Consider the following 14,664-nt stretch of genomic DNA (forward strand, 5'->3'; position numbering starts at 1 on the left):
CTCAGCGCCTAAGCCCGTCGCATATCGATAGCGCATCACATCCACTTCAACAGCAACGCCCGATGTACAGGCCAGACAAGGGACGGAACCAGTTTCCCGCCGACAGGGCGGAGAAGCAACAACTCGCAGTCGAGCAGAAGAAGGCGCTCGCAGCGAAGCTGCCGTGGATGCGAGCCCAGGCCGAAAATTCGGAGAAGTCTCAGTCCGTCAAGCTCGCCACATCCGGCAACGGTGCTGCAAGGCCGGCGACAGCGTGTCAGCCTTCCAACTCGTCGGCATCACTCCAGGCGTCGCGCCCCGCCACTCGCGATTTGCCCCCGGCAGCGATGGGGCTGCCGCTGTGGGCGGATGACGCGGCAACTTCACTGAAGGTGGCTTCCTCGGTCGAGGCGCTTGCTTCTCAACTGCTGCACGCTGCTCAGACTAAGCATTCCGGCCTGGTGATGTTGTGGCCAGGTTCACTGCGGTCGCTGGGCATGGTGCATGCCGTCGCCTGCGCCGCATGCTGGCATCAAGGCGACAAGCAAGGCATGCGGACGTTGGTCTACCCGGCCAAGTCCAACTTCTTGCAAGCACTCAACCATGCCCACATTGACCGCGCGGCTCTGGTCCGGCTTGCGCAACATCTCGTTGAGGTCAAGCCGAATCCGGCCGTGACTGTTTCGCGACCTGAGAAGGACCCCTTCTGGCTTGCGCTCAACAGCGTCAGTGCAGATGCGTCGGGCGACATTCACCCGACGCTCGCCGAACTGCTTCCGCACTTCTTCGCCGATAGGGCATTTCAGTCCTGGAAGGCCTGCGACGGCGACCTGTTGAGATACGTCAAAGCTCGCATCACGGACATTGATCACCGCCGTGCACTCAGCAACTTGTCGCTACGCGCACTTGGCGAGATCGACAACGCCCCGGACGCGCTCCTTGCTGTGAGCTGGAAGGCCGCGGAGCACGACATTCGGCAGGCCCTGCGAAGTCTTCGCAACGGTCGCCAGCCTGATGTCCTGCTGTTGGATGCCACTCGGGCGCTGCGCAGAGACAACCCCTCTTGGAAGACAAACCTCGTCAAGTTTCTCGACTGTGCCTGGGAAGTGTGGCGCGAGCGCATCCCGCCTGTCCTCATCGTCATCGACGAGCCGCATTTGCGCACCCAGCTCTTGCAAGAGTTCGAAAAGCGGGCGAAGAAGCAAAGTCCAGCCGCAGCCTGGCTGCTGGGCTCGGGATTTCCCGTGCACGGTGTGGTCTGCACCGTTACCGGCGACAGCCTGATGCCAGCGGCGAGGCCCGAGTCGCTGAGCCCTGAACCCAGGCAGATCGTCGTTGACGTGGCCGACACTGAAGCGGCCAACGTCATCGAGTTGCTCTCTCGAGTGCGACGCGACGTGACCAATCCGACCTGGGGCGAGTCGATGGACCAGGCCGCTGCCTACTTGTCTCGCTTGGCTGCGCTGCCATCCAGCACCCGTGTGCTCGTGAACTGGCTCGGCGAGGCTGACGTGCCGATGGCCGTTCGGCAGAACTACGCCTGGCCTGTCTACAAGTCGAAGCTCGAAGCCATCCGAAACGACCCAGCCTTCGGAGAGCGCATCCGGCTTGAGCGCGCTATCGACAAGGGCGATGAAATGTGGCGCAACTACGAGAACGGCACGCCTCTGGCACGCATGCTCGCTGAGCTCATAGAGCAGCGGACTCGCGGCACCGAGAAGTGTTGCCTTGTCTTCACCAAGCCAACGGCTCTACGCCTTGCACAGCGGTATTTCGAGACCTACGACGGCTATCCGGACGGCGCGGGCTTCGAAGTGCTGCGCGACTGCGTTCGATTCGTGGTTTCGCGCAACCTCGAGTCCGAGGTCGACGCACCTCGCAAAGAGACTCTGATTTTCGTGGGTCTCGACGAAGTTTCTCTGCGCATGCTCATTCTTGAACCGCGCATCTCGTCGCCAGCGTACGTGCTTTTAACGCGCCGAAACGCCGCCTATCTGAAGGCGACGATCAAGGCCGTCCGCACGCTGTCCGGGTTTACGACCCTAAGGAGCCGGCTCGATGCGCTTTTTCAGCAGCTGCCTGACTTTCCCGACATCGACGAATACACCTTGTTCAAGCGCGGCGACTTCGTGCTGCCGACCTTCTCCTTCGAGCAAGGTCTGTCGTCTGTTGTCAAAGATCACGAGGAACACGACCCCAACGCATGGGAGTTTGTGCTCGAAGGCGGTGCTTCCGTTAAGCGCAGCCCCGCCACGCGCGCCTACCTTTTCGAGCCCGCCCTCGCGCATACCTCGACGCGGGGGTTTAAGGGGGTGAGCGTGTCGGACCTGCAAGAGGGTGATCGGCTCTTTGTCATGACTCTGGAGCTGCGGGAGCTGACGGAAGCGGCTTTGAAAGAAGCCGGGGTCCCCATCAGCCACGACCGTCGTTTCGAAGAGGATCTACGTCGCTACCACCGAACGGTGAGAGATCTGGCAAGCCAGGTTCCGGGGGCCACGCTGAGTCTGAGGGCCGCTCATGTCCACGAGGCCATCACACGGGAGCTCAGCCCGAGGGGCGCACCTCCTGCCGAAGGCACGGTTCGCGCTTGGCTCGACGTGGAGCGGTTTGCCGGTAGGTCATTCGATGACGCAAAACCGGGCGCGCCTCGCTCGGAAGGTCATTTCAAAGCATTTGCCAAGACCCTTGGCATGGACGACATCCATGCGGTCTATTTCTGGAAGGCCGTGATCCAGCCGCTGCGAGGGGTGCGCAGGGCCGACGGCCGCCGACTGTCGGATGTTTACGCGGAGATGCTGCTCGAGCCTGAGTCGACGGTAGTGCATCGCAGGCTTAGGCCCGCGGTCGTGCAGATGCTTTTCGAACGAGCCAAGGAAAACGTTCACCACATCGAAGCCATCCATCGGCCCGAGGGAGAAATGAAGGATGACTAATGTTGTCGTTCGCGCAGATCCTGCCAAGATCTCGACCACCCTCAAAGAGGGTATGGTCGACTCGCTGCTGAACCTGACCTTCTCACGAATAAGCGGTCACGGCCCGGAAGGCCAAGTGCTCTTCGGCTCTCGTCCGCGCTCAATCTTGGCATCGGCTTTCCTGCTACCTCCCCTGCGCGTAGGAGGTACGGGGGACGAGGTTACGCAGCCCATCCGCATCACGGCGCACGGGCTGGACTGCCAGATCCACCGTGGCGCGGCCGGGGTCGTAACGATTGATCCTCGCTTTGAAGTCTACGTCCGAGTTCTACCGACGCCGGAGGACATGAGGCGGCCGGACTGTGCGCCGCGATTTCGCCTGAGCGACGACGTCCGCAAACGCCTGCAGGCGCAAACCAAGGAAGCGCTGAGCGAGCGCTGGAAGATCGAATCGGCCGGGAAGTCCTTCAAGCGCCGCGTCGACCATCCTCAATGGCGAGAGATCGAGCAGGCTGTCAGACGGGAAGTGCTCGAACGCCTGCAGCTCCCGCCAAACATCACGATGCTGTTCTCCGTTGAGGGTGATGGTTCGAGTGAGCCCGGCGAGGAGTCCGGAGAGGGCGTCGTCGCGACGGGAGGAGCGCTGCCCGAGATCCGCGACGACCTCTTCAAACCGATGGACTTGCCTCACAAGTGGCTGCGCATCCCGATTGATCATGCACATTTGCCGGCCTTGGTCATTGATCCGGCACTTTCGGGAGGCGAGTTGGCGGCGCAAGTCCAGCAGGCGTCCGCTGATCTGACGGCTGCGGTTCAGCGTGCCGTGCGGCAGTGGGCCGATTCAGACGAAGGCAAGCTCTGGTGCTTCCGCAAGAACGCGGTCGTTCGCCCCTCTCAGTATCGTGACTGGCCTAAGTTCATCGAAGAGGTGCGAGCCGATCCGACCAAGGCTTTGGCGCTGCCTGAGATCTTGTTGTCGTGGCAAGTGAAGCTGTCCGCTGACTGGGCGCATCCCTCGCGCTCCAATTTGCACATCAGCCTCGAGAACGTCTCGGATGAACCGCTCCGAGGCGGGGATCTCACCGACCAAAGCATCTTCCAGGTGCATTTGGAAGTCTCGATGCCGCGAGCGCTTCACGCGCCACTGCGGCTCGGGCGCGTGGAGGCTTCGTATCGCTACAACCGCTACCTTGACTACCCGGCGATGGGCTTCAACGGTGGAGTGCAACTGCAGCACTCGCATGACACGACAGCGCTGCGTCTGCGAACAACATGGGCGCCTCGCTACACGCAGCCGCGCATCACACCCAAAGGGTATGACGGCATCAATCCCAACATGCGCCACCTCTCCACCCCCGGAGGTCTGGGTGCCGTACTGCCGTTGTCCGGGGCGTTAGACAACTGGTTCGCCAACCTCGACAAGACCGTGGAGCTAGCAGCCGGCCTGGAGCCCGGAGACATGGTGGGGCTTGAGCGCGAGCAAGGCGGCTTCACGAAGGACAAGCTAGGCTGGGAGAAAGAAATCGCCGCGGTCAAGGCAGGCCTGGCAATCCTCCAAGATTCCAAGGCGGCCTGGGACAAGACCGCCAAGCGCGGACCCCAAACTGACGACCGAGCGATCGTCTACGAGTCGTGGCTGTGCATGAATGAAGCCATGGCCGATCTCATGCTCGACAAGCTCAAGAGCGACAACGGCTCGTGGCGTCTCTTCCAGATCGCCTTTGTCATCGCCCATGTCCCGGCGATGGCCAGCCGGATGAAGTGCTTCCGCGACAAGTATGAGCGCGAGCGCGACGACACCGTGTCGCTGCTCTACTTCGCTACGGGTGGCGGCAAGTCCGAAGCGTTCTTCGGCCTGCTGGTGCTCTCGCTGTTCCTTGACAGACTGCGTGGCAAGCACGTGGGCGTAACCGCCATGATTCGCTATCCGCTGCGGCTGCTGACTATTCAGCAAGCTCAACGATGCGCGCTGGCGCTGGCCAAGGCAGAACTGGTTCGCAGGCGCTTGGCCATCGGCGGCGACCCTTTCGCTATCGGCTTTTGGGTGGGCAGCGGCGGCTCGCCCAACAACCACTACGCGCCCGGTGTCACTGACATCCCTGACATCAAGGACGTGACCGCGGACCTGAAGACCGAGCGAGCGCTGGAATCGGCAGAGGTCAACTACGAACTGCAGAAGGCCGCCTGGAACAAGATCCCGCGCTGCCCTTTTTGCCGCAGCGAGACGGTACTGCGTCGTTTTGCCGATAAGGGCGGGACGCTCGCGCATGTCTGCTCCAACGCGAAGTGCGAGTCGAACACGGGCGGCTACCAGCCGCTTCCGTTCTACATCTGCGACGTCGATATTTATGACCTCGCGCCATCGGTGCTTCTAGGCACGGTGGATAAGCTGGCACTGATTGGCCAGTCCTCCGGCACCCTGCGCCGTATCTACTCGATGCTAGGCGCGGCGCCCTTGCGTGACAGGGTGACTAAGCGCCTTGTCATGCCGTCCAAGACGAGCGAGTACGAGGGAGACGTTACGGCCAAGGGCTACGAGAAGCTCTATCCAGCCTATCCGGACGGGACGCACCTCTTCCACGATCCGTTCCCAAGCCTGCTCATCCAAGACGAGGCGCACTTGCTCGATGAGTCTCTAGGGACGTTCGCGGGGTTGTTTGAGTCGGCGCTAGACGCGGTTCTGACGTCTATCGCAAAGCCGCTCTACGAGCTCGTAGCTTATGAGCCCGATGGCAGCACACGCCGCCGCGCCAAGGTGGTGGCGGCTTCGGCGACGGTCTCCGACCCCGACCGGCAGCTCGAGCACCTATATCAACGGCCCGTGCCTGCCATGCAGTTCCCGTATCCGGGACAGAGCCTCTACGAGTCCTTCTACGCGGGGCCGACATCACCGCCAGAAGATGAGCTTCAGCGCGCCGCCCTGCAAAACGTCGAAGAGTGGTCGCGCTGGAGTCGGGTCTACGTGGGTTTTATGACCAACGGACGCGCCCACACGGCCACGACCGTAGCGGTGCTCTCCAACTTCCACACCATCATCACGGAGCTTATGCTGGCGCTAACTACGGGCGACGAAGCGCAAGTTGCTGCCGCTCGGGCCAAGCTAGTCGACAGCGTTTCACCCGGCACGCTTGAGCAGCTCTACCGTGCAAAGCTCCAAGCCGCTACGCCATCGGAACTCGCCACCGTCGTCGACTTGCATCGAATCGCGCTGACCTACGTGACCAACAAGAAGGGTGGCGACCAGATCATGGCAGCGGAGTTTGAGGAGACCCGCAAGCGACACGCAGAGCGTCGGCTTCCCATCTCGGACTTGCGCACCGAACTCATCACCGGCTCGGTGTCACAAGGCGAAATCCAGAAGACCGTTCAGGACGCTCAAGATCGCCCGAAGCCCGGTGATGCGCTTCCGGAGCTCGCTGACGCGCTTCGCTCGGTCATCGCCACCTCTGCCGTTTCGCACGGCGTGGACGTCGAGGAGTTCAACTCGATGTTTTTTGCGGGGATGCCCTCCGACGTCGCCGAGTACATCCAGGCGTCATCTCGGGTGGGCCGCACGCATGTGGGCTTCGTCGTGCTCATCCCGACGCCGCAGCGTCGTCGCGACCGCTACATCGTCGAGGTTTTCGACAGCTACCACCGCTTCTTGGAACGGATGGTCTCGCCCGCGGCCATCGATCGGTGGGCGGGACGAGCCATTGAGCGCGTATTGCCCAGCTTCATACAGGCCTATCTCACGGGCGTGCGCTACATCTCGGAGCTCTACAAGCTCGATCCAGACAAGAAGCACACCGTGCGAGACCTGTCCTGGATTCCGTTCATCGTCGACGTCTACAAGAGCCCTGCAGCCAAGGGGCCCCTCATCAAGGGCATCTGCGAGTTCGTCGAAAAGGCCATCGGCTTGGACGGCGACTTCGCGCCTGGCGGCAAGCAACACTACCAAGAACTCATCCGTGAGCGTGTCGAAACGCTATTGACTAGCTGGGCTCGCGACGCCTTAGGGGAGCAACGCAGCTTGATGGACTACTTCAAGGCACAGCCGAGCGTTATGAACAGGCCCATGACATCGCTGCGTGACGTGGACGAAGCCGGGGTTATCTACTTCGGTCACCGGGATCTTGATGGGCGACATGGGGTCAGCGACGGAGTAGCACGCAAGGTCATGCAGTTCATCAGGCGTGGTGTGGCCGAAGGCACGGATTTAGGAGATTGAAGATGGCGACGAAGAAGACCACCCGCGGTGACTTCGAGGAACGAGAGCCTTCCGCCGCGCGAATGATTCGCTCGCGTGGGCAACTTGCCACCGCCTATGCACCCGGCGCTCTGTTCACGTTTGAAGGCGGTCTGGGGGCCTGCCTGTCCATTGCCGACCAAAGCCAGAGCCCGGTGAAGGCGGATATCACGCACGAGACAGCTACCCAGATTCACTTGCGATTGCGCGAAATCTGGCAGAGCTGGTTGAGTCGTGCGATGCAAGGCGGCACTGACAAGGCTCCCGCACTGCCAGTTCAGTGTCTTGATCCAGCCTTGCTTCCAGACGGAACCTTCAAGGCGCCATCGACCAATCGGTTCGAGCTCGTCGACCCCAAGGCCATGAGCTACGTGCCAGCGCCGCTGGACTTTGTGTGCAATACGTGCGGACGATTTCGGAAGTTCGATTCAGTCCGAGATGCATCGGCCGAGATTGGCGAGCTGAGAGCGGACCAGTGCGACACCCGAAAGCTTGAGTACAAGGGCAAGTGCCGCTGGCGGCAGCTCGATGTCATTTTCGTGCACTGGTCAGGCAACTGGGAGCCGCCGAGCCCCGGGAAGTGGGAATGGAGTCAGCCCGAGCAGAAGGTCAAGCCGCCCATCCTGACGTGTTCCGTTTGCCAGAGCCGCAAGTTCTACCTTGTCGACAAGTCGCCTCGGATCGGTGAGTGGGTCTTCGAGTGCGAGAACGGCCACAAGGAAGGGGACAGTTGGCTGCAAAACGACCCCGAGACCACTCAACTGCTCGGTGACGAGTGTCTGCAGCGCCCGCCTCGCTGGCGCCGAATGGAACCTATCTCGTATCGAGCCACGCCGGCCTTCTACCCGCACAGCGAACAGTTCATCGTCTTCGCGGCCGACGAGCGCGATTTGCTGTTGATGCTGCAGGAGGGCAATGAGTCAGAGCTGGCTGGATTTGCCTCGGAGAGGTTCGGTCTCGGCGCCAAGCCGCCTTCTGACGCAGAGATCGTTGAGATGATGAAGAAGGCCGGGCAGACCGCCAAGGTGTCGCTCTACGAGAGCATTGATGGCATGCGCAGCACACTCGCCGGTAGCCCCATGGCCGACGAGCTGACGAAGCAGCTGCGGGTCATGATCGACGACTGGAGGGCCACGCCGGGACTCGTTCCAGTTCAGCATGAACCGCCGGCGTGGTTGGTAGGGCAGATAGACCGACGCGCCGAGTTCGGAAGTCGTTACGACCCCCTTGTGCTCTCCGTTGAACATGAAGCCCTGCGCCGCAGCAAGCTCAGCAAGTTGAGTTTGGCGGACGGCCGATCACCGTTCGTGCGCTTCAGGGAGCCGGACCGCGATCTCGCTCCCAGAACGCAAGCCGAGCTCAACGCGCAGACGGCGACTACTTCACGACTGGTCTCCGCCATGGGGCTGGCCGAGATGGGTCTCATTCGCGAGTTCGACTTGTGCCGGTTCACGCACGGATTCACGCGCATGTCCACCGACCCGCTCATTGAGAAGAGCGACCAGCAGCAACTCACACTGCCTGTGCGGTTAAACCTCTTCCAGGCGCTGGGCAACAACAAGATTCCCATCTACGTTGTCACCCAAGCCAACGAGGCTATTTACGCTCGACTGAACCCGGAGCTCGTCTACGAGTGGCTGCGGGCTGTCGGCGTAACGGATCTGCCCGAGTGGGACCCTGCTGGAGACTTGAAGCTGGGTGCGCACATCCTGCAAAGCGCCGCACCTTTCGGCAAGTACTTTGCGGATCTGAAGCCCGGGCCGGCCAACACCTATCGCTACGTCTACACCCTGCTGCACACCTACGCGCACACCCTCATGAAAGCGGTGGCCGAGTTTTCAGGTCTGGACATGGGCAGTCTCGGCGAGTACTTGTTTCCGGCGGACTTGGCGTTCGTCATCTACCGCAACGGAACGACGATGGATCTCGGCAACCTGTCAGCGCTCTGGCGCAACTACAACACGGTATTCCTCGAGCATCTGTTGGAGTCAAGAACGCTGATGTGTGGCTCCGGCAGTCTGTGTGACGCCGATGGCGGCGCGTGCCCGAGCTGCATCGTCATCCCGGAGACATCCTGCGTCGCTGCGAACCGGCTCCTGTCCCGTTCAGCGCTTCGGGGCGGGCTGGCCCCTCGCGAGGACGAGGGGAGGCAGCAGGGCAAGCGAATCGTCGGGTATCTCGACATCACTACGACCAAGGTGTCCTCTGTTGCTGCGAGCTGACGAAATCTTCGTCCGGCTTGCACCTCATGCCCAAGTACTGGAGCCTGCGCTGGTGATTGCTGGTGCGGGAAAGTTGCCCGGTCGATACGACGCGCGGGAGCTCGCGCGGCTTTGCGGCATCAGTGGGGCGCGGCTGCCTGCGGTCGTTGCGGCGCTGCAAGCAGCCGAACTGGCCGGCGCTATGAGCAGAGATGGGCACGGCATGTGGGCCGTTGCCTTGGCGCAGGAGGCCTCCCGAGAGGTCGCCTGGTTGATGCGCGGGGCACGGCTATACCGGGAACGGATTCACGCGGACGCCAACGAGGTCGATGTCGTCATCTCACGCCCGGCGGCACCAAGCCAACTAGTCGCTAAGCTGGAGCGCACCCTGGAAGGACTATGGGGACTCGAAGAGACCGCTGTGCTGCTGGGCCAGATGGCCGCTAGCGCATCAAGTCGTTTTTCGGTCATGACCCCCTTCGTCGACGAGGACGGGGCTGAACGAATCGTCAGCCTGTTCCACGCAACTGGGCCAAGCGTGTTGAGGGAGTTGATTGTGAGAGATGGACTTCCTGCGGCGCTAGCTGGCAAAGCCGAGGAGTTGAAAAGGCTGGGTGTCAGCGTTTACGACTTTCGTATTCCTCGGCCAGACAGGCCTGAGAACGAGACCTTTCATGCGAAGGTGGTTCGGGTAGATGCCTCGGAGTGCTACGCCGGATCGTCCAACATGACTAGATGGAGCTTCGAGTATTCGCTGGAGCTCGGCTTTCACGTGAGAGGTAGCGCCGCGGCAAAGGTCTCGCGGCTGCTGGACGCTGTTATGACGGTTTCGGCCCGCGTCGCGCTTTGAGTAGTTTCGACAGTACCTTACGCTGTCGATTCCGCTGGGACGTGTTGCTGCGGCGGTGCCTGTCACGTTTCGCCGAGCAGCTTCTTCAGGCCCGTAGCGAAACCGGGTTCAAAGATCGTTCGGCCGCTCTCGCTGACCACCTCTCCGAGCTTGGTCACTTCCCAACCCCTGCGTCTCAAAGAATCGGGCGCGAACGCCTTCTTGAGCGCGCGGAGTTCGGAGTCTTCAAGCCTCTTGACTGGGTTGCCAAGCAGTGGATCAGAGCTTTCCACGATTGGGCGCTTGTCGACAATGAACTTGGTCTGCGACTTCAGCAGGTTGAGCTCGGTGGTCACTCGGCTCAGGCGAGCCAGGTCGCGCTTCACCAGCATCCGTAAGACGGGGTCCTTGATCTCGCTCACATAAGCCTGTGAAGGCTTGTCCTTGTCGATTAGCTTTGGTGGCATCGGCCCAGCCAGATTCCCCCATGCGTCAATGAGCTTTCGGTAGTCCGCTGCCGCCTCGTTGTACAAGCCGCGGGCCTTCATGACTAGCTTGGCCTCGCACAGTTTTCCAATGTTGCTGTAGGAGTAGTCGCGAGGCCCAACCTCATACAAGGCCGTGCAAATTTCTTGCAGCGCCTTGAGGTTGCGAACTTTCTGCGGTCGCGGCGAAGTCTCGAGGATCGATTCGTAGACCTCATCGGGAGTCGACATGCCAGTCATGCTTCCAGCGCGTCTAGCGACGTTTGACGAACTGAACCGTCGCCTAGCGTGAGTTCAGTCATCATCGCCTGCAAGTCGATTCCCAGGCTGTCGCTAAGCTTCTTCCCTGCGTCCATGACCTTGACTACCTCACGAAGGCCGATGAAATCATCTTTCGGAGATGCGGCGCGAGACAGGCGCCGCATCAACGCATTGCCGTTCTTTAGTTGGTCTTCCTCGCTCAGGCGCATAAACATGGGTGGAAGCCCCTCGCTGTACAAGGCAGAGTCGAGCAGCTGGCTGCGTCGCAACACAGCTTTGTCGGCCTGGAGGTCGGGGTAAAGCTCAACACCCTCGCAAACGCCCGAAAGTTGAAGAAGCTCCGAGTCGACCTCCTCAAAGGCTGCCTTCACCTCAGATTGGGATCCTTGAATGATGAGTTGGGTGGCATTGGTCGGGTCTGCGTTCAACACGCTGATGCAGCGCTCCACAAGACGCCAAGTTGCCACCAAGTCTTCGGCGCGGTCGCTGAAATCGGAGAGCGTCGTCTCCACCAGCCGCTCTGCAGCATCGACTTTGCTGTGGTCGTTGAACAGTTCGTCGGCCAGTTCAGCCTCGACCTTGCGACGTAGCAGTTGCTGCCAAGTGCGTTCCGCGTCGGCTGCCCGGTTTCGCGCCTCGTCGAAGTGGTAGGCCAGGTTGTTGAAGTGATTGACCAACGCGTGCAGGTAGTGCGGCTCGGTCACGAACCAGCGGCAGCGAACGCAATTTCGAGAACCACCGGGCACAGGGCCATGCTTCGGCGTGCTAGGTGTTCCCATGTTCGGTCCGCCGTTGTAGCAGCCACCGATCTTGCGGTCTTCCATCTCACTGACGTTGCCGCCTGCTAAGCAGAGCCCGTGATGCATCAGCATCCAACCTGCCGGATTTCGATCAGCGGGGTGGATTTGAATCACCGCGGAAAGTGTCGATGAGCTGTTGCAGATAGCGTCTCTCACCAGGTTCTCGTGAGCGGTATTGCGAAGGAACCCGTAGATGCTCGCCTCCTTCTTGGCGGCCATCTTCGCGGCCGCTTCGGCAAGCGTTTCGGCGATTCGACTGAGGCCCGGCTTTGTGTAGTACAGGGTCATGATCAGACGGGAATGACCAACTAGCTTCTGCAAGATCGCGAACGGGACGCCGCCGTCAAGTGCAAGTGCAGTAATCAGCGATACGCGCAGGCTGTGCAGCGGAAACCGGTTGAACTCGCACCGCCCTTTTTCATCTCGCGAGACAAAGACGATGGCATGGCCATCTGGATCGACCTCTCCGTTCTCAGCCAGGCTCTCCTGCAATGCTTCAAGTAGGTTGAACCATGCATTGGCGACAACTGCATCGGTCAGCGGGAGACCTCGGAGCTCGGCCTTCTCCTCAGGGAGGCGGAAAAGGAAGCATGTATCAGCGTAGGACTGAAGTTGCTCGTCGGTTTTGGCATTGATGTGTTTCCCGCCCAGTTCAAGCCAAGCAGTTCTTCGCTTAATAGGGTTGTACTTGCTCTGCCAATCACGCAGCTTTTCCAGCCAGTAGTAGACGTTTTCTACCGGGTCAGATGCGGCATGCCATGGCATCGTGTAGCCCTTGTAGGGGCCTTCCTTGTCCATGTCGGCAGTCTTGTTGGTGCTGATGTAGAGGACGGTTTTGGGTTCGCTGTGATTCGGGTCAAAGTCCCTGCGCAAGACTCCTTGCTCCCATGGCTGCCGCTCGTTCTTATCGGCCAGGGGATGGTCGTTGCGCACCCATTGGCCTTTCAGCAGCTTCCAGGTGTCGGATTCGCCTGAATCAAGCATGCGCACCTGGCCGGTGCGCAACGGCAATAGCAGCTTGACCAATAAAGCTACCCACCGGACTGGGCTCCAAATTTGATACGCCGCTCGACCGCTGAAATACTTGCGTACGCGCCAGACGCAGTCCGGGTCGTCTCTGTCAATTAAGGACGGGTCAACGTCAAACCATTCCCGAGCGGGACGCCCTTTCTCGCCTGCATCCGATCCCTGTGCGCCTTGGGCAAGCTTCCAATCGCTGAACGTAGGACCTTGTGCCACCATGTGCCGGAGGGTGTGGATGTAGCCGTAAGGAAGGGCATTGTGGACAGACTGTGAGGTACCTTTTCCTCGTCGCGTGCTCACGCGCTGGATCGGATTGCGGAACGCAGGCGACACCATCAGCTCGCCGTCGTCTGTCTCGTCACTGAAGTTCCTTAGCAGTACCCAGGCGAAGAAATCGTGTAGGTAGTTGGCTTGTCTGGTCTTGTCGGCGCTATCTCGCGCCTTGCTCACTTCCGTGAACTCAGGCAAATGGACACCGCGGCGTAGAAGTTCTGCAGGCGAATTCGGAACGTCGGCTCGGGTCAAGTAGCTCTCAAAAAATGCATTGATCGCGATCAAGCGCTTCGAGAGACCTCCTCCCGCGGCCTGTAGCCATTCAGATGCAAGTGCGCGCCATTCTTCGAACTGCGGGCAATCCTGCCGTACCCACTCAAGGTCGGGGTCATGGGACTTGGGGCGAAGCACACGTTGCGAAGGCGGTGGCGCTCCTTCGGCTTCTAGCCATGGGCGGGAGAACCTGTGCCATGCATCTGTCAACGTGCGAAGCTCGTCGTACACGCTATTTCGGAGCGACTGCACAGATAGGATGCCACGGGCGGCGAGCAGCTTGCCAACCGTGATGACCGAGAAATCTCGGTCACCCGCCGCGTGGGCTAGGTAGCAAACGCGGTGCACGCCGAGAAGTGTTTCTTGCATGTCTGCTCGATAGAGCTTTTCCCTAAGGCGCCGAAACACCGAATGAGGGTTGGTCGGAGCGAGATCTGGATCAAAGTCGATCCACCGGGTGTCCGCTTTTGCCTGCCAAGCGTCGAGCAGTTGGGCAAAGCGGCTGTTCTCTGACAACCTACTCGGCAGTGCAGAGTTGCTAGCAAATACTTTGTTCTGTACGAATGCTCTCGCGCTGGCGCATCGCCCAAAATCGACCTCCCCGCTGTCGAAGCGAGCCTTGCAGACCTCGTACATGGATCTCAGTAGATCGATAGTCGAGGACTTGATGCGTCGTTCGCGAAGAAGCAAATCTAGGACAACAGCTGGGTCATCCTCTGGTCGACCTGCCTGCGATCCTCGAAAGCGGGGTGCTCTAGACGGACGCCGCCCTGCAACATCCTCATCCGACGTTCTGTCGGACTCGAAGTCCGCTTCGGAAGCATTCGGCGATGCAGCTGCGCGCGAATCGGAAAGCTCTTGCCACGCAAGAATCAACTCTCCATAGCTTGCCGACTGCCTACCGGAAAGACTTTTTGAACTGGCAATGGCGCCGATTTCTACTGCTTCACGCGTGATAGCAGCAGAAGAAAAGTTCCGCTCTTGGCGATTGAAGCGTTGTCTGCAGACCTTGTGGACGGCACGCATCGTGGTCGCCGCATTGCCGCGCCGTTTGGGGTCGGCCAGAAGCCGAAGCAGGACCGAGTCTGGATGTCCGGGAGGAGCGCAGTGATCGAGCCCAAGATCCACAGCGTCGGCGTAGTCTTGCCATGCCTTGCCAAGCTCTTGATTCTGGGGCGCTCGCGAGTCCGCATAAGTTGAAGCCGCAAGCAAGCCGGCGTCGGCAAGTGCCCTGCTCATCTCGAACGGTTGAAAGTTGCGTTCGCCGCGATCAAAGCGTGCCTGGCAGAAATCATGAATGACAAGAAGCGTCGCCTTCTTCTTCTCGCTCAGCAAGTACTTCGAGATCAGCCCGTCAATGGTCGAGTTTGGGTGGATAGGCTCGTGCGTCCGCATGAGAT

6 protein-coding genes are annotated in these 14,664 nt (G+C 60.5%); 4 read left to right on the forward strand and 2 right to left on the reverse strand.

Annotated elements, in window-relative coordinates; all coding sequences use genetic code 11:
- The first annotated feature begins 62 nt into the window (after positions 1-62).
- Genes AC07OY_RS14770 through AC07OY_RS14785 form a run of 4 tightly spaced genes read left to right on the forward strand, consistent with a single transcriptional unit; the run spans position 63 to position 10,170 of the window.
- Positions 63-2,912 carry a hypothetical protein gene (locus AC07OY_RS14770; protein ID WP_495043355.1) on the forward strand — a complete coding sequence of 950 codons (2,850 nt, stop codon included), beginning with the start codon at positions 63-65 and terminating at the stop codon, positions 2,910-2,912.
- Positions 2,905-7,101 (forward strand): helicase-related protein, encoded by a 4,197-nt coding sequence (locus tag AC07OY_RS14775; RefSeq protein ID WP_495043356.1) that lies wholly within the window; start codon positions 2,905-2,907, stop codon positions 7,099-7,101. Before AC07OY_RS14770 ends, AC07OY_RS14775 begins: the two co-directional genes overlap by 8 nt.
- A 2-nt stretch (positions 7,102-7,103) precedes the next feature.
- The gene (locus tag AC07OY_RS14780; protein WP_495043357.1) at positions 7,104-9,341 is read left to right on the forward strand and encodes a DUF8724 domain-containing protein; all 2,238 of its coding nucleotides are present in this window, start codon (positions 7,104-7,106) and stop codon (positions 9,339-9,341) included.
- The gene (locus AC07OY_RS14785) at positions 9,328-10,170 is read left to right on the forward strand and encodes a phospholipase D-like domain-containing protein (protein WP_495043358.1); all 843 of its coding nucleotides are present in this window, start codon (positions 9,328-9,330) and stop codon (positions 10,168-10,170) included. The genes AC07OY_RS14780 and AC07OY_RS14785 overlap by 14 nt, the downstream gene beginning before the upstream one ends.
- 62 nt (positions 10,171-10,232) lie before the next feature.
- Here the strand turns inward: AC07OY_RS14785 and gmtX are convergent, their stop codons facing one another.
- Together gmtX and gmtZ are read right to left on the reverse strand one after the other, a co-directional pair.
- Positions 10,233-10,865, reverse strand: coding sequence for a gamma-mobile-trio protein GmtX (gmtX, locus tag AC07OY_RS14790; RefSeq protein WP_495043359.1), 633 nt, complete (start codon positions 10,863-10,865; stop codon positions 10,233-10,235).
- Positions 10,866-10,870: 5 nt separating this feature from the next.
- Positions 10,871-14,659: a gamma-mobile-trio integrase GmtZ gene (gmtZ, locus tag AC07OY_RS14795; RefSeq protein ID WP_495043360.1), complete on the reverse strand. Its 3,789-nt coding sequence runs from the start codon at positions 14,657-14,659 to the stop codon at positions 10,871-10,873.
- Positions 14,660-14,664 lie beyond the last annotated feature (5 nt).

It is taken from the genome of Roseateles sp. GW821-FHT09H10 (assembly GCF_059415865.1).